The sequence below is a fragment of the Oryzobacter faecalis genome (assembly GCF_046764005.1).
Taxonomy (GTDB): domain Bacteria; phylum Actinomycetota; class Actinomycetes; order Actinomycetales; family Dermatophilaceae; genus Oryzobacter; species Oryzobacter faecalis.
Map to the genome: position 1 here is coordinate 299241 of NZ_JBKOFW010000002.1, position 22673 is coordinate 321913.

General features: G+C 74.4%; 14 protein-coding genes. 10 read left to right on the forward strand and 4 right to left on the reverse strand.

The window, feature by feature from the left end:
- Positions 1–78 precede the first annotated feature (78 nt).
- Both murJ and ACK8HX_RS05305 read right to left on the reverse strand, forming a co-directional pair.
- Positions 79–1755: a murein biosynthesis integral membrane protein MurJ gene (murJ, locus tag ACK8HX_RS05300; RefSeq protein ID WP_411939618.1), complete on the reverse strand. Its 1677-nt coding sequence runs from the start codon at positions 1753–1755 to the stop codon at positions 79–81.
- Between the two features lie 34 nt (positions 1756–1789).
- Positions 1790–2278: an NUDIX hydrolase gene (locus ACK8HX_RS05305; protein ID WP_411939619.1), complete on the reverse strand. Its 489-nt coding sequence runs from the start codon at positions 2276–2278 to the stop codon at positions 1790–1792.
- A 79-nt stretch (positions 2279–2357) separates the two neighbouring features.
- Here ACK8HX_RS05305 and ACK8HX_RS05310 point away from each other — a divergent pair, with 79 nt between their 5' ends.
- A complete protein-coding gene (locus tag ACK8HX_RS05310; protein ID WP_411939620.1) occupies positions 2358–3824 on the forward strand; it encodes a CCA tRNA nucleotidyltransferase in 1467 nt (488 codons plus the stop codon).
- Positions 3825–3845: 21 nt separating this feature from the next.
- Here the strand turns inward: ACK8HX_RS05310 and ACK8HX_RS05315 are convergent, their stop codons facing one another.
- Positions 3846–4409: a YceI family protein gene (locus ACK8HX_RS05315; RefSeq protein WP_411939621.1), complete on the reverse strand. Its 564-nt coding sequence runs from the start codon at positions 4407–4409 to the stop codon at positions 3846–3848.
- 191 nt (positions 4410–4600) lie between these two features.
- Here ACK8HX_RS05315 and ACK8HX_RS05320 point away from each other — a divergent pair, with 191 nt between their 5' ends.
- The 9 genes from ACK8HX_RS05320 to ACK8HX_RS05360 all read left to right on the forward strand — a co-directional run bounded on the left by ACK8HX_RS05320 (position 4601) and on the right by ACK8HX_RS05360 (position 21398).
- Positions 4601–5074: a hypothetical protein gene (locus tag ACK8HX_RS05320; RefSeq protein ID WP_411939622.1), complete on the forward strand. Its 474-nt coding sequence runs from the start codon at positions 4601–4603 to the stop codon at positions 5072–5074.
- On the forward strand, positions 5071–5892 hold the full coding sequence (locus ACK8HX_RS05325; protein WP_411939623.1) for a PP2C family protein-serine/threonine phosphatase: 822 nt from the start codon (positions 5071–5073) through the stop codon (positions 5890–5892). Before ACK8HX_RS05320 ends, ACK8HX_RS05325 begins: the two co-directional genes overlap by 4 nt.
- 16 nt (positions 5893–5908) lie before the next feature.
- Complete coding sequence (locus ACK8HX_RS05330) at positions 5909–7462, forward strand: FHA domain-containing protein (RefSeq protein WP_411939624.1); 1554 nt, start codon at positions 5909–5911, stop codon at positions 7460–7462.
- Entirely contained in the window at positions 7459–8916 is a 1458-nt protein-coding gene (locus ACK8HX_RS05335; RefSeq protein ID WP_411939625.1) for a serine/threonine-protein kinase, read from the forward strand. The genes ACK8HX_RS05330 and ACK8HX_RS05335 overlap by 4 nt, the downstream gene beginning before the upstream one ends.
- A gap of 84 nt (positions 8917–9000) precedes the next feature.
- Positions 9001–9714: an FHA domain-containing protein gene (locus ACK8HX_RS05340; RefSeq protein ID WP_411939626.1), complete on the forward strand. Its 714-nt coding sequence runs from the start codon at positions 9001–9003 to the stop codon at positions 9712–9714.
- 150 nt (positions 9715–9864) lie between these two features.
- Complete coding sequence (locus ACK8HX_RS05345; protein ID WP_411939627.1) at positions 9865–16188, forward strand: Ig-like domain-containing protein; 6324 nt, start codon at positions 9865–9867, stop codon at positions 16186–16188.
- Between the two features lie 52 nt (positions 16189–16240).
- Complete coding sequence (locus ACK8HX_RS05350) at positions 16241–17212, forward strand: AAA family ATPase (RefSeq protein WP_411939628.1); 972 nt, start codon at positions 16241–16243, stop codon at positions 17210–17212.
- Positions 17209–18798 (forward strand): DUF58 domain-containing protein, encoded by a 1590-nt coding sequence (locus ACK8HX_RS05355; protein WP_411939629.1) that lies wholly within the window; start codon positions 17209–17211, stop codon positions 18796–18798. The genes ACK8HX_RS05350 and ACK8HX_RS05355 overlap by 4 nt, the downstream gene beginning before the upstream one ends.
- Positions 18795–21398: a DUF3488 and transglutaminase-like domain-containing protein gene (locus tag ACK8HX_RS05360; RefSeq protein ID WP_411939630.1), complete on the forward strand. Its 2604-nt coding sequence runs from the start codon at positions 18795–18797 to the stop codon at positions 21396–21398. Before ACK8HX_RS05355 ends, ACK8HX_RS05360 begins: the two co-directional genes overlap by 4 nt.
- Positions 21399–21554: 156 nt before the next feature.
- Here ACK8HX_RS05360 and ACK8HX_RS05365 read toward each other — a convergent pair whose 3' ends face one another.
- Positions 21555–22517, reverse strand: coding sequence for a hypothetical protein (locus ACK8HX_RS05365; RefSeq protein ID WP_411939631.1), 963 nt, complete (start codon positions 22515–22517; stop codon positions 21555–21557).
- Positions 22518–22673 lie beyond the last annotated feature (156 nt).

Consider the following 22673-nt stretch of genomic DNA (forward strand, 5'->3'; position numbering starts at 1 on the left):
CGGTCGACGTCGTCGGCGCGCACGCGCGCGCAGCACCCGCGGCCGGCGGGTGTGGGCTCCATCGTAGACAGGGACCGGTCAGGACCGCCGGAGCCGACGGGTCAGGGGGGCCAGGGCCTCTCCGACCTCGCGGACTCCGAGGGCCCGCGCGACACCCCACGTGACGGCCAGCTGCACCACGGCGGCGACCCCGAGGACCAGCCCGCCCGTGAGGAGGCCGCCGACCCCGCGCAGCTGCCCGAAGGAGGGCAGCAGCGTGCCGATGGCCCAGGCCAGCGCGAGGGCGGTGACGACGGCCGGGACGAGGAGCTTGAGGTAGGTCGCGGCGACCGAGCGCAGCCCGAGCCGGCCGTGCATCCGGCGCAGCACCCAGAAGCCGACCGCCGCCGACACGACGACCGCGCACGACTGGCCCAGGCTCAGCGCGAACGCCGTGACCGAGGGGTCGAGGCGCGACGCGACGAGCGCCCCGAGCGAGGACAGGCCGGTCGTCACGCACTGGATGCGGAACGACATCCACGTCATCTGGTGGGCGTAGAAGACCCGGTCGTTGAGGTAGGTCCACGCCATCGGCAGCACCATCCACACCAGGCCCTGGAGGACGAGGGCGATGGCCCGGGTCTGCTCGAGGGAGTTGGTGAAGAAGAAGGTCGCCGCGACCTGCGGCGCGAGGACGCCGATGAGGACGACGCCCGGGACCAGCACGACCGACGGCAGCCGCAGGCCCTGGGAGTGGTACCCCATGACGGCCTCGTGGTCGTCGCGGCTCGCGGCCTCGGACAGCCGTGTGTACAACGCGGTCACGAGGGAGACGGTGACGAGGCCGTGGGGGAGCATGACGAGGAGGAGGGCCGGGCTGAACGCCGCGAGCCCGGCGGTCGGGTTCCCGGCCTGCTCGCCGAGGCTCGTGGCGCGGGTGAGGACGTTGGACGTCACGAGGAAGCCGAGCTGGCTGACGACGATCGAGCCGAAGGTCCACTTCGCGACGTTGCTGACCTCGCCGAGCCCGACGCCGCGCACCCCCCAGACCGGGCGGTACCGGAACCCCATCCGCCGCAGCGGGATGACGAGGCACACGGCCTGCGCGACGATCGAGACGGTGGCCGAACCGCCGAGCACGGCGATCATCGCCGGGGTCCAGTCGCCGGGGGCGGCGTTGCGGGGGAAGCCCATCTGGAGGAAGGCGACGAGGCCGGCGACCGCGACGACGTTGGCCAGCGCGGGCGCCCACATGTACCCGGCGAAGCGGCCGTTGGCGTTGAGGACCTGGCCGAGGATCGTGTACAGCCCGTAGAAGAAGACCTGCGGCAGGCAGATGTAGGCGAAGACGACCGCGAGGCCGAGCGCCTCCTCCGAGCTCGTCCGGTAGTACAGCGGCACGATGACGGGTGCGAGGAGCGTCGCGAGGACGGTCGCGCCGAACAGTGCGGCGAGGGCGAGGGTGATGATCCGGTTGACGAACTCGTCGCCGTCGGGCCGCATCTTCGCCCGGACGATCTGCGGCACGAGGATCGCGTTGAGCGCGCCGCCCGCGATGAGGATGTAGAAGGAGTTCGGCAGCGTGTTCGCCGCGGTGAAGCCGTCGGCGGCGTACCCCGTGGTGCCGATGACGCCGGTGAGCATCGCGGTGCGGACGAGGCCGACGATCCGGCTCACGAACGTGCCCGCGGCCATGACCGCCCCGGCACGGCCCACGCTCTGGCGCGGGGCGTCGGCGCCGTCGTCCGCGGGCGGGCTCGACTCGGGTTCGGACATCGGGTGCGGTGTCTTCCGGGGGAGGGAGCGGGGCTCAGGCGTCGCCGGCGAGGCGCTGCCAGGCCAGGCGCGCGATGCGGCGCTCGTTGGGGAACGTCAGGTGGCGGTGGGCCTCGCGCAAGGGTAGCCACGCGACGTCGATCGCCTCGTGGTCCGGGTCGTTCTCGATCGTCAGGTGCCCGCCCACGGCCTCGAGGAGGTAGTGGTGCACGTACTTGTGGATGCGGCGCTCCCCGGCCGCGAACCAGTAGTCGATCGTGCCGAGCTCGATGAGGACGACGCCCTCGATGCCGGTCTCCTCGGCCACCTCGCGGGCGGCGGTCTCGGGCAGGGTCTCCTCGCCCTCGATGTGCCCCTTGGGCAGGCACCACTCGACCCGACCGGCCCGGTTGCGGCGCGCGATGACCGCGATCCGCGCCTCGCCCTCGTGGACGTCGACGACCACCCCGCCGGCGCTGCGCTCCTCCACCGAGGGCAGCCGCCGCGGCGGGACCCCCGTCGGATCGGTCGCGGCGTGGCTCATCCGGTCACTCTAACGAGTGGACCCCTGCGGCACCCGGTGGCTTCGGGGCACCGGCGCGCGCCGCCTAGGCTTGGTCCCCGTGCCCACCCGTCAGCCCTCACCCGCGCGCCTGCGCCAGGCCGTCGCCGAGCTCGCGCCGGTCCTGCCGGTCCTCACCGACCTCGGCGAGCGGTTCGCGGCGGCGGGTCACTCGCTCGCGCTCGTCGGCGGACCGGTCCGCGACGCCTTCCTCGGGCGGGCCGCCACCGACCTCGACTTCACGACGAGCGCCCGTCCCGACGAGACGGAGGCCGTCCTCGAGGCGTGGGGCACGGCGACCTGGGACATGGGGCGGGCCTTCGGCACGATCGGGGCCCGGCGCGGCCACACCGTCGTCGAGGTGACGACCCACCGGGCCGACGCCTACGACGGCCGGACGCGCAAGCCCGTCGTGGCCTTCGGTGACTCCCTCGACGAGGACCTCGTCCGGCGCGACTTCACCGTCAACGCGATGGCCCTGCGCCTGCCCGACCTGGCGTTCGTCGACCCGCACGACGGGCTCACCGACCTCGAGGAGGGCCGGCTGCGCACGCCGACGGCTCCCGAGGTCTCGTTCGGCGACGACCCGCTGCGGATGATGCGCGCGGCCCGGTTCGTCGCCCAGCTCGGGCTCGTTCCCGCTCCCGAGGTGCTGACCGCGATGCGGGAGATGGCCGCCTCCATCGACATCGTGTCGGCCGAGCGGGTGCGCGACGAGCTCGTCAAGCTGGTCCTCGCGCCGCACCCTCGCGCCGGGCTCGAGCTGCTCTGCGCGAGCGGGCTCGCGGCCCACGTCCTCCCCGAGCTGCCCGCCCTCCAGCTCGAGGTCGACGAGCACCACCGCCACAAGGACGTGTACGAGCACTCGATGACGGTGCTCGAGCAGGCGATCGACCTCGAGGGCCCGCCCGGCGGGTCGCCCGACACGGTGCCCGGCCCCGACCTCGTCCTCCGGCTCGCCGCCCTGCTCCACGACATCGGCAAGCCCGCGACCCGGCGCTTCGAGGACGGTGGCGGGGTCTCCTTCCACCACCACGAGGTCGTCGGGGCCAAGCTGGCGGGCCGCCGGCTCAGGGCGCTGCGCTTCGACAAGGAGACGACCAAGGCCGTGGCGCGGCTCGTCGAGCTCCACCTGCGCTTCCACGGCTACGGCGAGGGGCAGTGGACCGACTCGGCGGTGCGGCGCTACGTCGTCGACGCCGGCGACCTCCTGCCCCGCCTGCACCGGCTGACCCGCGCCGACTGCACGACCCGCAACGTCCGCAAGGCGCGTCGCCTCGCCGCCACCTACGACGACCTCGAGGCCCGCATCGAGCGGCTCGTCGCCCAGGAGCAGGTCAAGGCGCTGCGCCCCGAGCTCGACGGCAACGAGATCGCCGCCGTCCTCGGCATCGCGCCGGGCCCGGTCCTCGGCCGCGCCTACAAGCACCTGCTGGAGGTCCGCACGAGCGAGGGCCCGATCGGGCGGGAGGCCGCGACCGAGCGCCTCCTCACCTGGTGGGCGGACCAGCCCGAGTCGCGCTCATGACGGTCATCGCACCGGAACCGGCTACGGCGCGCCCGCGTCCTTCTTCGTCGCGGAGATCTCGAACTCGAGGGTGATCTTCTCCGAGACGAGCACACCGCCGGAGTCGAGCGGCATGTTCCACTCGAGGCCGAAGTCGCGCCGGTTGACCCGGCGGGTGCCCTCGAACCCTGCGCGCAGCACGCCGAACGCGTCGGTCTCGACGCCGGTCAGGGCGATGGGGATCATCAGCTCCTGGGTGATGTCGCGGATCGTCAGCTCACCGGTCACGGCGAAGGCGTTCTCGTCGACCTCCTCGACCCTGGTGCTGACGAAGGTGATCTCGGGGTAGTTCTCGACGTCGAAGAAGTCCGCGCTGCGCAGGTGGGTGTCACGGTCCTTGCTGCGCGTGTCGACGCTGGCCGACCTGAGGGTGACGACGACCGACGAGTTCGACATGTCGTCGAGGTCGGCGTGGATGTGGCCCTCGACGTCGTTGAACGACCCACGGACCGTCGTCACCATCGCGTGCCGTGCCGAGAACCCGATCCGCGTGTGCGCCGGGTCGAACTCCCAGTCGCCGTTGAGCGCCGGTCCGGGCTCGCTCATGGTGCCCCTGCCTTCCGTCGGTCCTGATCGGTCCCTGCCTCCCGCAGTCTGGCACGCCGCGGCCGGTGGATCAGGTCGTTGAACGATCAAGGGTGTGTGGTGGGTCCGGGCGGGGGAGTGCTCCCCATCGGACGGCGGCGGCGGGCGCAGTTAGGCTCGGGGGTCACGTCCGTCGTCCCCGAGGAGCCGCTATGCCCGTCCTCGCCTTCCCCGGGCCGCAGGCTCCCCCGCCGCCGGCCGTCACCGTCGAGGTGCCGGACGGCTGGGAGCCGGTGCCCGCCGGCCCGGACCTGCTGCGCGCCCGCGGCGCCGGGACCGTCGGCGACCCCATCGAGGTCGGTGTGGGCACCCACCGCGCGGCCGTCGGCGCGCTCGCTGAGCAGGTCGTCGAGGAGGTCAGCACGGCGTCCGCGCCGGAGGGGAGCGAGGTCGAGCCCGTGTTCGTCGTCGAGATCGGCGGCCGCGAGTGGGCCGCCCGCAACGTGTCGTGGGACGAGCCCGGCGGCCCGGTCGTCGAGGTCGTCCTCGCGACCTCGCCGGACGGGTCGGACGACGCCGCGCCGTTCGTCGTGGCCACGGGTCGCGTGCGGGGTTCCGGGGTCGACGACGACTACGACGTCCTCCAGGGCGTCCTCGAGACCATCGTCGTCGGGGCCGGCGCGTGACCCCGCCCCAGGACCACCGCCACCTGGGGGGCACCGCGCTCCGGGTGCGGTCGGGGGTGGCGACGCACGTGGGGAGGGTCCGCGACCACAACGAGGACAGCGTCCTCGCCGAGGGCATGGTCTTCGCCGTCGCCGACGGGATGGGTGGGCACGCGGCCGGGGAGGTCGCGAGCCGGCTCGCCGTCGAGGCGCTGCGGCACCTGCACGAGCGACCGGCCCAGCAGCCCGAGGACGTCGCCGAGGTCCTGCGCGAGGCGAACCGGCGCATCCTCGAGTCGCAGACCCGTACCCCGGAGCAGCGGGGGATGGGGACGACCGTCGCCGGCCTCACCGTCGTCACGGCCGGGGGGCGCGAGCACTGGGTCGTGTTCAACATCGGCGACTCGCGCGTCTACCGGCTCGCCGACAACCGGATGAGCCTGGTCACCCGCGACCACTCCGAGGTCCGCGAGCTCATGGACGCCGGCGTCATCGACGCCGCCGAGGCGGCCCGGCACCCGCTGCGCAACGTCATCACCCGCTCGCTGGGGTCCGACCCGGCGCCGTCCCCGGACACGTGGGTGCTGCCCCCGGTGCGGGGGGAGCGGTTCATCATCTGCAGCGACGGGCTCTCGGGCGAGCTGGACGACCGGGAGATCATGCTCATCGCGCGCAAGTACGCTGATCCCCAGATCGCCGCCGACCAGCTCGTCGGCGCGGCCGTGCGGGCCGGGGGGCGTGACAACGTCTCCGTGGTCGTCGTGGCCGTCGACTCGGGTGAGGGCGACGGCGACGACGACGCGGACACCGCACCTCGCGCCGGCCTGCTCAGGACCTGACCGACAGGAGCCGCCCGTGACCAGCGTGCGCAGTGTCGTGCACCCCGGGTGGATCGAGGTCACCGCGGCGGGTGTGCACGCCGTCGTCGCGGCGGCCGAGCGCCACGCCGAGGTGCTGACCGCCGCCGTCGCGGACGGCGGCCTCGTCGGACTGCTCGAGGCACTGACCGCCCACGGGCTGTCCGGCGCGCCCGACCTCGCGGCCGTCGAGCTGTCGGACGGACCGGGCGAGGGGTCGGTGCGGGTCGTCGTGCGCGGCTCCGGGTCGGTCGTCCTCGGCGACGGCACGCGGATCGGGTCCGAGGGACGGTTGCCGTGGCGCGACCTCGATGTCTCGGCCGAGGTCGCGGGCGACGAGGTGTCGGTCGAGGCGCCGGAACCCGAGGTGCCCCGTGGCTGGCGCCGCCCGGCCCGCCTCGGTCGCCCGGCACCAGCCGTCGCAGCCACCGCGGCGCCCGAGCCGCCGGTGGAGGCCGAGCCTTCAGAGGAGGCCGAGCCCGTCGAGCGGGACGAGATCGACCAATCGGGCGATCGTGTCCCGGAGGACGAGCCGGGCAGGTCCGAGCCGGTCGACGCCGCCGATCACGTTCCGGAGGACGGCGCCCCGGAGCGGGACCAGATCGCCCTTTCGGACGATGTCGTCCCGGAGGACGAGGACGAGGACGACGACGACGTTCCGGGGGACGCGGCGCCGGTGCAGCCCGACCTCACGCTGCCCCCGCCGGACGAGGCCTCGGCGGGCCTGCCGCCTGCCGCCCGGGTCCCGGCGAGCGCGCCGCCGAAGGGCGGCCTCATCGAGTCGGTGCCCTGGCGTCGCGGCGCGGGAGCGCCGGCGGCGGCCAACCCGCCGACCGCCGAGCTGCCGGTGCACACACCTCCGCCGCCCCCGGCCGACGTCGTCCCGCCACCGCCGCCCACCACCGCGTCCTCCGATGGGCCCACCGATGAGGCCGCCGACCGGGCCGAGGCCGCGCAGCCCGGCCCGGAGGCGACCGTCCAGGACCTCGAACCGGCCCCCGAGGCCCACGACGTCCCGGACGAGCACGCCGCGCCAGACGTCACCACCGACCGCGGCGCCCTGCACCGCACCGACGACGACCTCGACCGCCCGGTCGTGCTGGCCGTGCTGTGCCCCGCGGGCCATCCGTCGCCCCCGCACGCCGGCGCGTGCCGAACGTGCGGGCGCGAGATCCCGCCGCAGCAGCCGTTCCAGACCGCGCGGCCCTCGCTCGGGGTGCTGCGCATCTCCACCGGCGGGGTCGTCCCGCTCGACCGCGGCGTCCTCCTCGGGAGGGCCCCGCGCGTCAACGAGGAGCTCCCGCCGAGCCTGCGCCCGCACCTGCTCCGCGTCGGCGGTGTCGACCGCGACATCAGCCGCAACCACGCCGAGGTCGTCCTCGAGGGCTGGCACGTCCTCGTCCGTGACCTCGGGTCGACGAACGGGACCACCGTGACCCTGCCCGGCCAGGAACCGGTGCGCCTGCGCCCCACCGAGGACCACGGCATCGAGCCCGGCGCCGTCATCACCCTCGCCGACGAGGTCTCCCTCACCTACGAGGTCGAGGGGTGAGCGCTGAGCACGCCCCGCACATCCCGGGGCTGGAGCTCGTGCGTCCGCTGGGCTCGGGCGGGTACGCCGACGTCTACCTCTACGAGCAGCAGTCCCCGCGGATGAACGTCGCGGTGAAGGTCCTCAAGCGCGAGGGGCTCACGGCCGCCATCCGCCGGCAGTTCGTCGACGAGGCGAACACGATGGCCCAGCTCGCCGACCACCCGTACATCGTCCAGGTCTTCCGCAGCGAGCAGACGGCCGACGGCGGCGCGTACCTCGTCATGAAGTACTACCCGCCGCCGAACCTCGCGGTCCGCTCGCGCACCGACCGGATGACGGTCGAGGAGGTCCTGCGCACGGGGATCCAGCTCGCGAGCGCCGTCGAGACCGCGCACCGGGCCGGCATCATCCACCGCGACATCAAGCCGGCCAACGTCCTCGTGAGCCAGTACGGCCAGCCCGGGCTCACCGACTTCGGCATCGCCGGGCGAGGCGGTCACGCCGAGGACGTCGACGAGGACGTCGGCGTCTCCGTGCCGTGGAGCCCGCCCGAGGTCCTCTACGGGCAGTCCAACGGCGACTCCCGTTCCGACGTGTACTCGCTCGCGGCCACGCTGTGGCACCTGCTCGTCGGGCGCTCGCCGTTCGAGCAGCCCGGCGGCGACAACTCCGCGTACGCCCTCATGCCGCGCATCCGGGCCGTCCCGGTGCCGCCGACCGGTCGCGCCGACGTGCCCGTCTCGCTGGAACGCCTGCTCTCGCACGCGATGGCGAAGAAGCCCGACAGCCGCCCGCAGACCGCGCTCGAGCTCGCCCGCGGGCTCCAGGCGGTCGAGCAGGAGCAGCGACTGCCGCGCACGCCCGTCGTCGTCCTCGACGAGGAGGGCAACACCGCCGTCGCCGCGCTGCCGGCCGCCGGCCGACCCGAGCTCGACCACGACCGCACGATGGTGCGCACCCCCACGTCCGTCGCGGTGCCCGAGCCGCCCCGCCCCGCCCGGCCGGTCGAGGCCGAGGACGAGGAGGACGCGCCGACGACGATCAGCGGCGGCGTCCTCCTCGCGGTCGTCGGGGTGCTGCTCGTCGGGCTGGTGGGAGCGCTCGTCTGGGCCCTCGGCCGCGACGAGGGCACCCCCGAGGCGCAGCCGACCGCGAGCGTGCGCACCCAGGGCGGGGCGCCGACCCGCGCCATCGACTACCCGGAGCAGCCGGCGCTCGACGCCCGGTCGGGGTCGGGGTCGGTCACCTTCACGTGGAACTACGTCGGCGTCGAGGAGGGCGACTTCTTCCAGGTGCGGGTCGCCGACAGCGAGTCCGAGGTCGTCGACGCGGAGGTGACGACGGTCAAGGACGCCGCCCGGCACACCGTGGCGGCGGCCGACGGGGCGCTCGTCTGCGCCCAGGTCACCGTCTCGCGCAAGAGCGGCCTGACCTCCCCTCGGTCCGCGATCCGCTGCCAGAGCGCCGGATGACGCTAGCGTCGGGGTCCGCCACGCCCGCCCCGCCCACCGGGGAGAACCGCGGCAACGACCGGCACGACAGGGAGGGATGTACCGATGGGCGCCATCGTCGACTTCTGCGGTGAGGAGTTCGCCGCCTCCGACGACGCACCGCTGACCATCGGCCGGGTGGCGGACGTCGAGATCGACGACAACCCCTACCTGCACCGGGTCTTCCTCCAGCTGCACCGCGAGCACGACCTGTGGTGGCTGTCGAACGTCGGGTCCACGCTGACGGCCACCGTGGCCGACAAGAAGGGGCTGTTCCAGGCGTGGCTCTCGCCCGGGGCGCGCATCCCGCTGGCGTTGGAGGCGTTCACCGTGTGGTTCACCGCCGGCCCGACGACCTACGACTTCGACATCCTCCTCACCGACACCCCGTTCGTGTCGGTCGAGACCGCCGCCGAGCCCGAGCCCCCGGTCCCACGCTCCGCGTGGGAGGACTCCACCGCCGAGACGACGGTCGGCCGGGTCTCGATGACGCCGGACCAGAAGCTGCTCGTCGTGGCGCTGTGCGAGGGGTTCCTCACGAGCAGCTACGCCGGGCACGGGCAGATCCCCTCCTCGGCCGATGCCGCCCAGCGGCTCGGCTGGACGGTCACGAAGTTCAACCGCAAGCTCGACAACGTCTGCCAGAAGCTCGCCGACGCAGGGACCCGCGGCCTCCACGGCGGCCCCGGCAAGCTGGCGAGCAACCGCAAGGCGCGCCTCGTCGAGCACGCCCTGTCGACCCGGATGGTCACCGAGGCCGACCTCGCCCTCCTCGACTGACGTCAGGGTCTGGTCGGGGGAGTGCTCCCCGGGCCGATCGGGACGGGGAGGGCGGGCCCTTGGCTAGGCTGGGGGCCCCGGCCGGGGTGAAGGCCGGGCCAACCACCATCGCCGGGCCGCGGGGCACGCGCGCGCTCGAGGAAGGACACCATGACTGCGAGGGGGCCCGGACGCCGCGCGGTCGGCCGTGCCCGCCGACGCACGGCGAGCACGGTCGCCGTCGGGCTCGTCGCGTCCGGGCTCACGTACGCCGCGGTCGCCAGCCAGGGTTCCACGGTCCACGAGGCGCGGCTCAACGACGCGGGCGTGTGGGTCAGCTCCGACGCGCAGGCCAAGTTCGCGCGCGCCAACGTGCCCATCGGCCAGCTCGACACCGGGGTCGCGACGAGCGTCGCGGCCGGCAGCGGCCTCGACGTCCTCCAGGACGGCTCCGCGGTGCTCGGGGTGGGCACCGGCGCCGGTCAGCTCTTCGCCATCGACCCGCGCACCTCGACCGCGGGCGACCCCGTCGCATCCCTCGTCACCGCGCCGCCGCGCGCCGGGGCGTTCACCCCGGTCCCGGTCGACCTGCGCGGCGGCACCGTCGCCCTCCTCGACCGGGAGAGCGGCAAGGTGTGGGCGCAGCGGGTCGACACCCGGCAGGGGATCACGTCGCTGCCCGGCCTCGCACCCACCGAGAAGCCCGTGATGACGATCGGCAAGCAGGGCGCCGTGGCCGTCGGGGTCGACGGGGCGATCCACGCCGTCTCCGGCGCCACCGGCAAGGTCACGACCGTCCCCGTGGTCGGTGGCGAGCGCTTCGGCCCGGCGGCCACCGTCGACACCGCCCTGCGCTCGCAGGCGCCGGACATCACGGCGGTCGGGGCGACCTGGGTCGCCTACGACCCGGCCACCGACCGGGTCCACACGGCGGCCGAGCCCGACGGCATCGACGCCCAGGTGACGACCCAGGGCGTGCGCTACGCCGCGCTCCAGCAGCCCGGCGCCGACTCCGACACCGTCGCCGTCGCCGGCCCCGCCCGCGCGGCCCTGGTCCCCCTCGACGGCGGGGCGTCCCCGGGCGGGGTCGCGGTGGAGGAGCGGGTCGACCGGGTCGCCGGCGCGACCGTCGTCACGCGCCCGGTGGTCCTCGACGGCTGCCTCCACGCGGCGTGGGCCGAGGCCGGGCAGGTCTTCTACGGCGCCAACTGCGGGCGCCGCGGCGACCAGCCGACTGCGACGCTCCCCGCCAAGGGCGACGAGGACACCCGCGACGGTGTGGCCTTCCGGGTCAACCGCGGGCTCGTCGTCCTCAACGACCTCGACAACGGCGGTGTCTGGGACCTCGAGGACAAGCCGACGAAGATCGACAACTGGGACGCCCTCGTCCCGCCGACCCGGCAGGACGACGACAACGACAAGAAGGACGAGAACCTCGTCGACGAGGCGGCGCTCAACACCCCGCCGAAGGCCGAGCCCGACTCCCTCAAGGTCCGCCCCGGGCGCACGAGCAAGCTGCACGTGCTCGACAACGACACCGACGTGGCCGCCTCGGTGCTCTCGATCGACCCGGCCGACGTCTCGCGCCCGTCGATGGAGGGCGTCAAGGCCACCGTCTCGGCCGACGGGCAGGCCATCGACGTGTCCGTGCCGCCGCGCACGCAGGGCCGGTCGTTCACCTTCGACTACGCGGTGAACAACGGCAAGGTCAAGGGCAAGGGCACCGCGAAGGTCACCGTGCAGGTGGTGCCCGACGAGGTGAACGGCGCCCCGAGGCTGCGCCAGGGCGCGAAGGCGCTCGCCGCCACCGAGTACCCCGTCATCGCCGGCAAGCGCCTCTCGGTGCCGGTGCTCGCCGACTGGCGCGACCCCGAGAGCGACATCCTCGCCGCGCGCGCCGACACCGAGGGCGGCGTCGTCGACGGCCAGGGCCGGATCACCCTCACGGCACCGACCAAGGTCGGAAGGGCGCAGATCCCCTACCTCGTCACGGACGGCCGCGGCGGCACGACGAAGGGCTCGGTCACCGCGCGGGTCCTCGGCACCCGGGACGACCGCTTCGTCGCGCCGCGGACCCAGCCCGATGCCGTGCGCGGCGTCGTCGGCAAGCCCCTCCAGATCGAGCCCCTCGGCAACGACGTCCCCGGCGCCGACCCCGGCGAGCCCGACGCCGTCCTCCGGCTGCGCTCGGAGGTGCGTCCCGTCGGCCCGCTCGACGTCGACACCGACCTCGCCACCGGGCAGGTCACCGTCACCGGCTCGGCGCCGGGCACCTTCGAGCTGACCTACTCCGCCCAGACCGGCGCCGGTGCCGCCCCCGGCCGGGTCCGGGTCGACCTCGTCCCGGCCCCCGACGGCGCCCCGCCCGTGGCCGTCCCCGACACCGCCACGCTGCACGACCAGGCGCCGGTCATGGTCGACGCCCTCGCCAACGACTACAGCCCGAGCGGCGACGTCCTCGTCACCGCCGCCGTCGAGGCGACGGGCGAGGACTCGTGGCTCCAGCCCTCGATCTACCAGGGTCGCTGGATCCGGGTGGAGGCCCGCGAGCCCGCCCCGCTCGAGGGCGGCGACCAGGGCCGCCGAGGCGTCGTCCGCTACACCGTCAGCGACGGCACGCAGCGCACGACCGGCGAGGTCAACGTCCTCCAGCAGGGCCCGCTGGAGGACTCCCTGCCGCTCGTCCAGGACGACACCGCCACCGTCCGCGAGGGCGACACCGTCTCGGTCCCGGTCCTCGACAACGACACGATGGCCGACGGCATCCCGCTCCAGGTCGACCCCGCCAGCGTCAGGGTCGTCAGCAAGGGCGACGCCCAGCGCGCCTTCGCCAGCGGCAACGTCATCCGGTACGTCCCGGAGGCCACGGGGCTGCGGGCGGAGAAGTTCGTGACGATCGAGTACGCCGCCTTCGCCGACGGGATGAAGGAGCGCGCCCAGACCGCGCGGGTGCGGGTGCAGGTCACCCCGCTCCCCACGGCGCAGCGCCCGAACCAAGCCCCGGTGGCCCGCAGCTTCACGGCCACGGTGACCGCAGGCGACCCCATCACGATGACGGTGCCGACGTTCGGCGTCGACCCCGACGGCGACAGCGTGTCGGTCACCGGCATCGTCGGGTCCGAGGGCGGCGCGGCCGACCTCACGCACGGCCGCGTCGTCGCCATCGGACCGTCGACGATCCGGTACGAGGCGTACCCGCTCGCGGCCGGCACCGAGGTCGTCAGCTACGAGGTCCGCGACCGGTTCGGTGCGACGAGCCGGGCGTTCGTCCGGGTCGGCGTCGTCCAGCCGGGCGACCCCCAGCCACCCGTCGCGGTGGGCGACGAGGTCTTCGCCGCCCCCGGCAAGACCGTCACCGTCAAGCCGCTCCAGAACGACCTCATCGCGCGCGGTGACGTCGTGGAGGTCGAGACCGAGTCCCTCAACGACGACGCGACGAACCGGCTGTGGCGCGTCGAGGACGACCAGACCGTGACGACGAAGGTCCCCGCCGACACCAGCCGCCTCCACGAGCTCGTCTACGGGATCAGCGACGGCATCTTCGACCCGTCGCGCGCGTCGGTGCTCGTCCGACCGGTCCAGGGCTACGTCAACGCGCCGGTCGCCCGCGACGACGTGGCGCAGCCCAGGCCGGGCGAGACGAGCACCCTCGTCGACGCCCTCGCCAACGACACCGACATCGACTCCGACCCCTCCACGCTGAGGATCGTCGAGGTCCTCAGCCCCGACGCGACGATCGAGAACGGGCGGGTGCGGGTCCAGGTGCTCGACCACCCGCACGCCGTCCCCTACGTCATCGAGGACGAGGACGGCGCGCGGGCGATGGCGCTGGTCCAGGTGCCGACCGGGGCGAACGGCCAGCCCTTCGTCCCGAGCGGGTCCCTCATCACGATGGACGAGGACGCCTCGGTCACCGTCGACCTCAACGACCACGTGCGGTCCCCGCGCGGGCGGCTCGTGTCGGTGACGACCGCCGGGACGGTCAGCGCGTCCCCGGCGCAGAACCTCGCCGTGACCGTCGACGACAACCGGACCCTCACCCTGCAGGCGTCCGGCGGGTACGTCGGCCCGGCAGCGGTGATGCTCGAGGTCACCGACCAGGACGCCATCGACCAGAAGGACTTCGGGACCGCCTACGTCTCGATCCCCGTCCAGGTCGGCCCGAAGGTCCCGCTGTTCCGGTGCCCCGACACGGCCCTGCGCGTGGTCGCCGGTGGCCTGCCGCGCGTCCTCGACATCCCCACGTACTGCCACGCCTGGCTCCCGGTCGGGATGTCGTTCGCGGACGTGGAGTTCGACACCCGCTGGCGCACCGAGCCCGACGCCTCGCTCACCGTCGACGGCGAGGGAGGTCGCCGCCTCACCCTGGCCGCCGACCTCGACGCGCAGTCCGGCAACGGCGTGCTGGAGGTGAGCACCCCCGGGCTCGAGGAGCCCGTCGCGCTCGCGGTCGAGGTCGTCGGCCTCGACTCCGCCGACCTCGCCCCGCCACGCCTGCGGCCGGTCTCGGTCACCGGGCTCGAGGAGGGCCAGAGCCGCACCGTCGACCTCGCGGGGTACCTCGACAGCCCCTTGGTCCGGCCGCAGTGCTCGATCCTCTCGGCGCGCGTCGAGAGCGGGTCGGGGCTCAGCGTCTCGACCGCGGGATGCCGGGTCACCCTCACCGCGGGGGAGCGGCCCAGTCCCGAGGCGAGCGTCGCCGTCGTCGTCTCCGACGGCCCGAGGCGTCGCACCGACGGCCGCATCGAGGTGACGATGCTCGGCACCCCCTCCGAGCCGCGGCAGGTGAGCGCCGTCGCCGACCGCGACGCCGGCGGCCAGGCCCGCGTCTCGTGGCTGCCGCCCACCTACGACGGCGGCTCGGCCATCACCGGCTACGTCGTGCGGGCGACGGTCGGGTCGGCGCCGCCCACCGAGTGCCGTGCGTCCCCGTGCACGATCACGGGCCTGACCAACGGCGAGGACTACGCCTTCACCGTCACCGCGCGCAACGGCCTCGGCGAGGGGACCCCGAGCGCGACGAGCCCCACCGTCCGCCCCGACACCCTCCCGCGCCAGGTCACCGGCGTGCGGATGGTCGACCGCGGGGACGGCACCCTGACGATCGCGTGGGACGCCCCGGAGAACGAGGGCTCGGCGCTGCGCAAGTACGTCGTCCGGGTCGTGTCCTCGACGGGCGACGCGCGGACGCAGGACGTGCCCGCGACCTCGCGCCAGACGGTCGTCGGCGGGCTCGACAACGAGGCCGAGCAGTCGGTGCAGGTGCAGGCCTGGAACGAGCTCGGCGCCGGTCCGTTCGGGCCCGCCGTGACGATGCAGTCGGCCGGCACACCGCCCGCCCTGCCCGCCCCCTCCATCGCGGCGAGCGGCCCCGGCCCCGCCGAGGACTCGGCGACCCTCACGGTCTCGTGGGAGCAGGGCCGGCCCAACGGCCCACCCACGACCGGGTACACCCTCTACCGCTCGGTCGACGGCGGCCCGTGGACGGTCGTCGCGAACACCTCGCCCGACGTGCGCACGGCGCGCGACGTCATCCCCTACGACGGCCGCACCTACCGGTACTCGGCGACGCTGACCAACGGCGCCGGCATCGAGGGGCAGCCGGCGAACTCGTCCTCCTTCACCTCGATCGGCCAGCCGTCCACGCCGACCGTGCGCGCCTCCACACCGCGCCCCGACGGGACGATCGACCTCACGGTGTCGGTGGGCCAGCCCCGCGACGGGTCCTTCAGCGCCATCCGGTGGTCCGGCGGCGGCAAGAGCGGCTCGTACCCCTGCGGCTGCGCGCCGGGGTCGCAGGTCGTCGTGCGGACCGCCGCGTTCGACACGAGCCCGACGACCGCCCGCACCATCACGGTGTGGACGGTCAACAACGGCGGCAACGAGTCGAACCGGGTGTCCGACACCGCGACGCCCTACCGCGACACCCTGACCCCGTCCGGCTTCAGCGGCCAGCGCCAGGGCGCCACGGGCGCGGTGTGGACGTGGAACCTGCCGACCAACGGCCGGCCCATCGACCAGGTCCAGCTCGACGGCGCCGTCAACGGCACCTTCGGCGGGAACAAGACCTCCGAGTCCATCGACCGCGGACCCGGGACCTACCAGCTGCGGGTGCGGGCGCACTCCGCCGCCGGGTGGTCCGCGTGGACCGGGTACCAGTCGGTGACCGTCCCGCCGCCGGACCCGCAGGTCTACAACGTGCGCCCGGGTACCTACCGCATCGACCCGAACGGCGTGGGTTCGTGCACGTACGCACCGGGGTGCCCGGAGATCGACTTCGACATCCGCGACTTCCCCGCCGGGCAGAACTACACCGTCGACTGCATCAGCCGGACCGCGGGCTCGCGCACGTCGGGCAGCACGCTGCGCACGACGAGCCCGACCTCCTACTCGTGGGTGGGGCGCTGCCTCTTCGCCCGCGGCACCGGCCCGGTCACGGTCCGGCTCCGGCAGGGCTCGACCGTCGTCGCCCAGGGGACCGACGACAACTGGTAGCCCACCACCCACGCCCTCGACCACACCGTTCCCTCGGAAGGACACCGAACGCATGACCGTCACGACCGACCAGGCCGCCTGGTTCTCGCAGACCTTCTCCGCCATGGTCGCCAACTGCGACAAGGCGGTCCTCGGCAAGGAGCACGTCATCCGCCTCGCGCTCACCTGCATGCTCTCCGAGGGACACCTGCTCCTCGAGGACTTCCCGGGCACCGGCAAGACCCAGCTCGCCCGCGCCATCTCGGGGACCGTCAAGGGGTCGAACTCGCGCATCCAGTTCACCCCCGACCTGCTGCCGAGCGACGTCACCGGCGTGACGATCTACGACCCCGGCACCAAGGAGTTCGAGTTCCACAGGGGCCCGATCTTCGCGACGATCGTCCTCGCCGACGAGATCAACCGGGCCTCGCCGAAGACCCAGTCGGCCCTGCTCGAGGTGATGGAGGAGGGCAAGGTCACCGTCGACGGCGTCCGTCACGAGGTCGGCGAGCCGTTCATGGTCATCGCCACCCAGAACCCGATCGAGCAGGCCGGCACCTACCGGCTCCCCGAGGCCCAGCTGGACCGCTTCCTCATGAAGACGACCCTGGGCTACCCCGACCACGACGCCACGGTCCGGGTCCTGCGCGACGCGAAGACGCGCGACCGCACGAAGGGCCTGGAGCCCGTCGTCACCGCCAGCGTCGTCATGGACATGGCCGAGCTCGCCGACGAGGTGCACGTCGACGACGCGATCCTCGACTACGTGTCGCGCATCGCCGAGGAGACCCGGCGGCATATCTCGGTCCGTCTCGGCCTGTCGGTGCGCGGCTGCCTCGCCTTCGTCCGATGCGCCAAGACGTGGGCGATCAGCCAGGGCCGTGACCACGTGACGCCCGACGACGTCAAGCTCCTCGCAGAGCCGGTCCTCAACCACCGCCTCCTCGTCACCGCCGAGGCCGCGTTCGCCGGCATCACCGTCGAGCAGGTCATCACGCAGATCCTCGCCGAGGTCGCGCCCCCCACGGAGCGGCTCGCGTCATGACCGACCCGCTCGACGACGCCGGCGCGACGACCCGGCGCTCCGACCTCGCCCGGGGGCCCTCGGGTGGGGCCGGGAGGGGTGCCGTCGACGTCGACCCCGACACGCGGGCGGGTCGGCGGCTGGAGGCTGAGCGGACGCAGAAACCACGAAGGGCCAAGCAGCGCAAGGGATCCGGTGAGGGCGCCGACCGCGGGGGACGGACGTCGCGCCGGTTCGCGCTGCCGAGGATCCGCCTCCGCTCCGCGGCCGAGGTCCGGGACGCCCCCGTCGGGCGCCGCCGCGCCGCCGGTGACACCCGGACCCGCACGATCACCCTGCCCCGCGTCACCATCCCCTCGGCGCTCACCGGCACCGGCGCGCGGATCGTCGTCCTCACCGGTGAGCGGATCAAGCCGCTCGCCGACTCCACCCGCCGGGTGTGGCACCCCGTCCTCGAGGTGCTGCGGTGGGTCTCCCCCCTCGGGTGGACCGTCCTCGTCGTCGGCCTCCTCGCGTGGTGGCTGACCGCGCGGTACCAGTGGGTCGAGCTCGCGGTCGTCGCCGTCACCTGCCTCGTCCTCGTGCTCGCCTGCCTCGTCCTCGCGGTCGGCCGGGCCCGCGTGCGCATCCGGGTCGACGTCGAGCCGACGCGCGTCACGGTCGGCGACCCCGCCACGGGGCGCATCGAGGTCGCCAACGCCTCGAAGCGCGGGATGCTGCCGCTGCTCGTCGAGCTACCCGTGGGCGAGACCGCGGCCCGCTTCACCCTCCCCGCGCTGGGGGCCGGACGCACCCACGAGGAGCTCTTCGTCGTCCCGACACGCCACCGCGGCGTCGTGGCGGTGGGTCCGGCCACGACCGTCCACGGCGACCCGCTCGGCCTCGTGCGCCGCACCGTCGCGTGGACCGAGCGCACGGAGCTGTTCGTCCACCCGCTCACCATCTCGCTCGAGAACCTCGGCGCCGGCCTGCTGCGCGACCTCGAGGGGCAGGTCACCCCCGACCTGTCGATGTCCGACCTCGCCTTCCACGCGCTGCGCGAGTACCAGCCCGGCGACGACCGCCGCTACGTCCACTGGCGCTCCTCGGCCAAGCACGGCCGCCTCCTCGTGCGCCAGTTCCTCGACACCCGGCGCTCGCACCTCGCGGTCGTCGTGGACACGACCCCCGACGTCTACGCGGGAGGTGAGGACGACGTCGAGCTCGCGATCTCGATGGCCGCCTCGCTCGCCGTGCGCTCGATCCTCGACGAGCAGGACACCACCGTCGTCTGCAACGGCCAGACCGCGTCGAGGACGACGGCACCCCTCACCCTCGACTCCCTGGCCCGCGCCCAGGTCGGCGCCGTCGACGTGTTCGGGTCGGCCGGGGAGGCCGCGGCCCTCGCCCCCGACGCGAGCGTCGCCGTCCTCGTCACCGGCGGCGCACGCCCCTTCATCCAGGTGCAGCGCACCCTCGGGCAGTTCGAGCCGGAGGTCATCAAGGTGGCCGTCGTCGTCGACGACCGTGAACAGGTCGGCGTCCACCGCGTCGGCGACCTCGTCCTCCTCCACGTGCGCGAGCTCACCGACCTGCGCCGCGTCCTGTTCGCCGGAGCCCTCGCATGAGCCGGCAGCCGTCGCCCCCCGACCCGCGCAGCCCACGCGAGCCGTCCGGGGCCCCGGGCTTCGCCACCGCCCTGCGCGGCGGTGCGGCCCGGCGCCGCCGTCGCCGCCGCGAGGCCGACGAGCCGGGCCGCCTCGCCGCCGCCGTCCCCACGCGCGACGCCCTCGTCGACGCGGCCTTCGCGACCGTGCTCGTCGTCATCGCGCTCGTCGGGCTGCGCACCGGGTTCCTCGGGGTCCAGTGGATGGTGGCGGCGGGCGTCGGCCTCGTCCTCGGCCTCGTCATCGGCCACCTCGCGGCCGCGTGGCGCTGGCTCGCCGTGACCACGCTCGTCGTCCTCGCGGCCGTGTACCTCCTCCTCGGCGGCCCGGTCGCGGTGCGCGACAACCTCATCGGTGGCGTCCTGCCGACGCTGCAGACCGTCCGGGACCTCGCCGAGTGGTCCGTGCTGGGCTGGAAGCGCTGGCTCACCCTCCTGCCACCGGTCGACGCCCGCGGCCCCGTCCTCGCGCTCCCGTGGCTCGCCGGCCTCCTCGGTGGCGCGCTGACCCTCGGCGTGGCCCGCCGGTGGAGCAGCGTCCCCGCCACCGCCGTCGCACCCGTCGCCCTCCTCGCCGGCTCGATCGCCCTCGGCACCCTCGAGCCGGCGGCGATCCTGGTCCAGGGCACCGGGTTCGCCCTCGTCCTCGTCGGGTGGCTGGTCGTGCGGGCGCACCGCACCCGCCCCCCGGTGCAGAACGGCGCCGGCCGCACGGCGCGGCTCGCCACCGGAACCGGCCTGGTCGCGCTCGCCGTGGTCGCGGGGCTGCTCGTCTCGCCGTTCCTCCCCGGCTCCGACGCTGCCGCCCGCCGCGAGGTCGTCCGCACCTCGCTCGTGCCGCCGCTCGACGTCTCCCAGTTCCCCAGCCCGCTCCCCGGGTTCCGCCAGTACACCGAGCCCAACCCCGCCGAGCTGTACGACGAGCCCGTCCTGCGGGTCACCGGGGTGCCGGCGGGAGCGGCGGTGCGGTTCGCGACGCTCGACGCCTACGACGGGCTCGTCTGGGGAGCCGCCGACCGCAGCACCGACGGCGTGCCGTTCCAGCAGGTCGGCTCGCGCATCGGGGCCCGCGGCGACGGTCGCCCGGTCACCGTCTCCGTCGAGGTGGTCGAGGGCGGGTACAGCGGGCCGTGGCTGCCGACGGTGGGCGCCCCGACGCGCATCGAGTTCGACGGCCCCCGCGCCGACGAGCTCGCGTCCGAGGTGTGGCTCAACACCGACACCCAGACCGCGGTGGTCCCCCGGCAGCTCGTGGGCGGCGAGCGGTACACGATGTCCGCGCTCCTCCCGCCCGCCCCCGCCAAGGAGCTGCCGGAGGAGCTCGAGGTGGCCTCGGGGGCGTCGACCCCGCGCGACACCGACGTCCTGGACTCCCGCATCGACGCGTGGACCGGCCGCGCCGAGGGCTCGTGGGGCAAGTTCCGGGCGGTCGCGAACCAGATGCGCACCGACGGCACCTACACCGACGGGGGCACGCCCAACTCCTACGAGAAGGTCTACCTGCCCGGCCACGCCGTCGCGCGGCTCGGCCGGTTCGTCAACTCCACCAAGCTCGCCGGCAACGACGAGCAGTACGCGGCGACCCTCGCCCTCGTGGGCCAACGCTTCGGCATCCCGTCTCGGGTCGTCATGGGTGCCGAGGCACCGGCCGACGGCACGATCCGCGGTCGCGACGTCCACGCCTGGGTCGAGGTCCGGCTCGAGGACGGCAGCTGGTTCCCGATCTCGTCCTCGACCTTCGTCCCCAGCCGCGACAAGACCCCCAGCGAGCAGCAGCTGCTGTCCGAGGAGCAGAAGGTCGGCGCCCAGGTCCCGCCGCCGGCGGGCGTCAACCCGCCCTCCCTCCTCCAGGGTCCCGACCAGGCACAGAACGCCACCGACCTCGCCAAGCGCAAGAAGAACCCGTTCGACATCGCCGCGTGGCCGCTCTGGCTGAGGATCCTCGTCCTCGGGGTCGTCCTGCCCCTGGTGCTCGCCGCGCTGTACCTCCTGGTGGTCCGCCGGCTCAAGGAGCGCCGCCGCCGCCGGCACGCGAGCACCGGGCCCGTGCCGGCCCGTGCCGCCTGGGTGTGGCGCGACCTCGTCGCGGAGTGCCGCTCGCTCGGCGTGCCCGTCCCGCGGCGGGTGACCCGCCGCGAGCAGGCGCTCGCCGTCGACGCGGCGCTGGCGGCACCTCCGGCCGAGCCGCGCCCGAAGGGGCGCCGGGGCCGGAACGGGACGGCGGCCGAGGCCCCCCGCGTGCCGACGCCGGACCCGCACGCCGCCGCCTACCGACCGAGCGAGGGGGGAGCTCCCTCGGCGGCCCGCGTCGCCGGGGTCGCCGACGGCGTCGTCTTCGGCCCGGGCGACGGCGCCGACGAGGCGGTCGTCGCGGCCGCCGCGGGGTCGGCCGAGGTGCGAGCGGCGCTGCGCGCGCGGACCAGCCGGTGGGTGCGAATGCGCTCCGATGCCGACCCGCGCCCCCTGCTGTCGCGTCGCGAGCGCACGCGCGCCGAGCAGGCCTCGCGCCGCGGCCGCCTGCCCTCGCTCCGTCGGCGAGGCGCGACCGCCACCCCCGCCTGACCCGCGCGGCCTGACCCGCGCCCGCCTGACGCGCACGGCCCAACCCCCCCGGTGAACCGCGACCTACCGCCTGGTCAGTGTCGTGATCACAGCACTGACCAGGCGGTAGGTCGCGCTCGAGGGGGCCCGGGAACGCGGTGGGAGGCGTTTCCAAGGTCAGGCCGAGCGGAGGTGGCGTCGTGTCGCGATGACCGGAGGGCGCGGCCGGGCCCGAGCCACGACGTGTGCGGCCTCGATCCGCGCGAGCACGCCCGCCGGATCGCGCGCGATCCGGCCCGGAGTCACGCCGACGACGACGACTCCGGCGGCGACGAGGTCGCCGTCCTTCTCGACGGTGGCGTCCCACTGCTCGCCCCGGGCGTGATGGCGGTGGGAGTGGACCATGACGGCGAGGGCGACGTCGTCGAACCAGGCGTCCGGTGTCACGAGGCTCTTCCCCGAGACCGTGGTCAGGCCGGGGTTCGCCCAGGGTGGTGGCAGCGTGGTCGAGGTACCGACCAGGTCGAGCAGCGCGGCTTCGGGAACGGACCAGGCCCCGGACGCGGCCGCGGCCAGCGCGTCGTGGAGCCGAGCGGAGTCGCGCGGTCGCAGGCGGAAGACCCACTCCGCCACGTCATCCAGGTCGGCCAGCCCCTTCTGGATCACCTCGATGAGGATGGCCTCCCGGTCGTCCTCGGTCGGCGCCCTGAACGCGGCGTCGACCGCGGCTCGGGCCGCGGAGCACGCACGGAGCGGGCCGATCCGCACGCTGCGATGGTCGATGAGCAACGACCGCCGCGCCTCGGCGAACCCCCGGCGGCGCGAGGCGAACGGCGGCGGCACGTCGACCTGGACCGTGCCGCCCGGGTCGGCGGCGGTGATGCCGTGCAGGCGCGCGGCCGTCGCGCCCCCGAGCACGGCGTGCGGCCCCGCCCACAGCAGGGCCGCCACTTGGCGCTGCCGTTCCGACGGCGCGGCCCGGTCGAGCAGGTAGACCGTCGGCAGGAGCACGCGCCAGGCCCGCCCGGAGTTCCATCGGATGGCGGCCTTGGTGACGCCGTGCTCGAGGAGCTGCCCGCGGCTGGCGACGCCGTCCTGCCGAGCCAGCAGGGACCGCAACGCCGACGGAAGCTCCTTCATCCCGCCACTGTGGGGTCCGCGAGACGGGCGAGCCAAGGGTGCGTCGCACACCTGTGGACGGAGCTCGTGGACCATCCGACCTGTGGACGACGAGACACACCGTGCCCACGGCGCGACCTACCGCCTGGTCAGTGTCGTGATCACAGCACTGACCAG

Bases quoted from the DNA above. Each gene is read 5' to 3' on its own strand.
- murJ (WP_411939618.1), bottom strand. From the start codon at position 1,755: ATGTCCGAACCCGAGTCGAGCCCGCCCGCGGACGACGGCGCCGACGCC.
- ACK8HX_RS05305 (WP_411939619.1), bottom strand. From the start codon at position 2,278: ATGAGCCACGCCGCGACCGATCCGACGGGGGTCCCGCCGCGGCGGCTG.
- ACK8HX_RS05315 (WP_411939621.1), bottom strand. From the start codon at position 4,409: ATGAGCGAGCCCGGACCGGCGCTCAACGGCGACTGGGAGTTCGACCCG.
- ACK8HX_RS05320 (WP_411939622.1), top strand. From the start codon at position 4,601: ATGCCCGTCCTCGCCTTCCCCGGGCCGCAGGCTCCCCCGCCGCCGGCC.
- ACK8HX_RS05340 (WP_411939626.1), top strand. From the start codon at position 9,001: ATGGGCGCCATCGTCGACTTCTGCGGTGAGGAGTTCGCCGCCTCCGAC.
- ACK8HX_RS05345 (WP_411939627.1), top strand. From the start codon at position 9,865: ATGACTGCGAGGGGGCCCGGACGCCGCGCGGTCGGCCGTGCCCGCCGA.
- ACK8HX_RS05350 (WP_411939628.1), top strand. From the start codon at position 16,241: ATGACCGTCACGACCGACCAGGCCGCCTGGTTCTCGCAGACCTTCTCC.
- ACK8HX_RS05355 (WP_411939629.1), top strand. From the start codon at position 17,209: ATGACCGACCCGCTCGACGACGCCGGCGCGACGACCCGGCGCTCCGAC.
- ACK8HX_RS05360 (WP_411939630.1), top strand. From the start codon at position 18,795: ATGAGCCGGCAGCCGTCGCCCCCCGACCCGCGCAGCCCACGCGAGCCG.
- ACK8HX_RS05365 (WP_411939631.1), bottom strand. From the start codon at position 22,517: ATGAAGGAGCTTCCGTCGGCGTTGCGGTCCCTGCTGGCTCGGCAGGAC.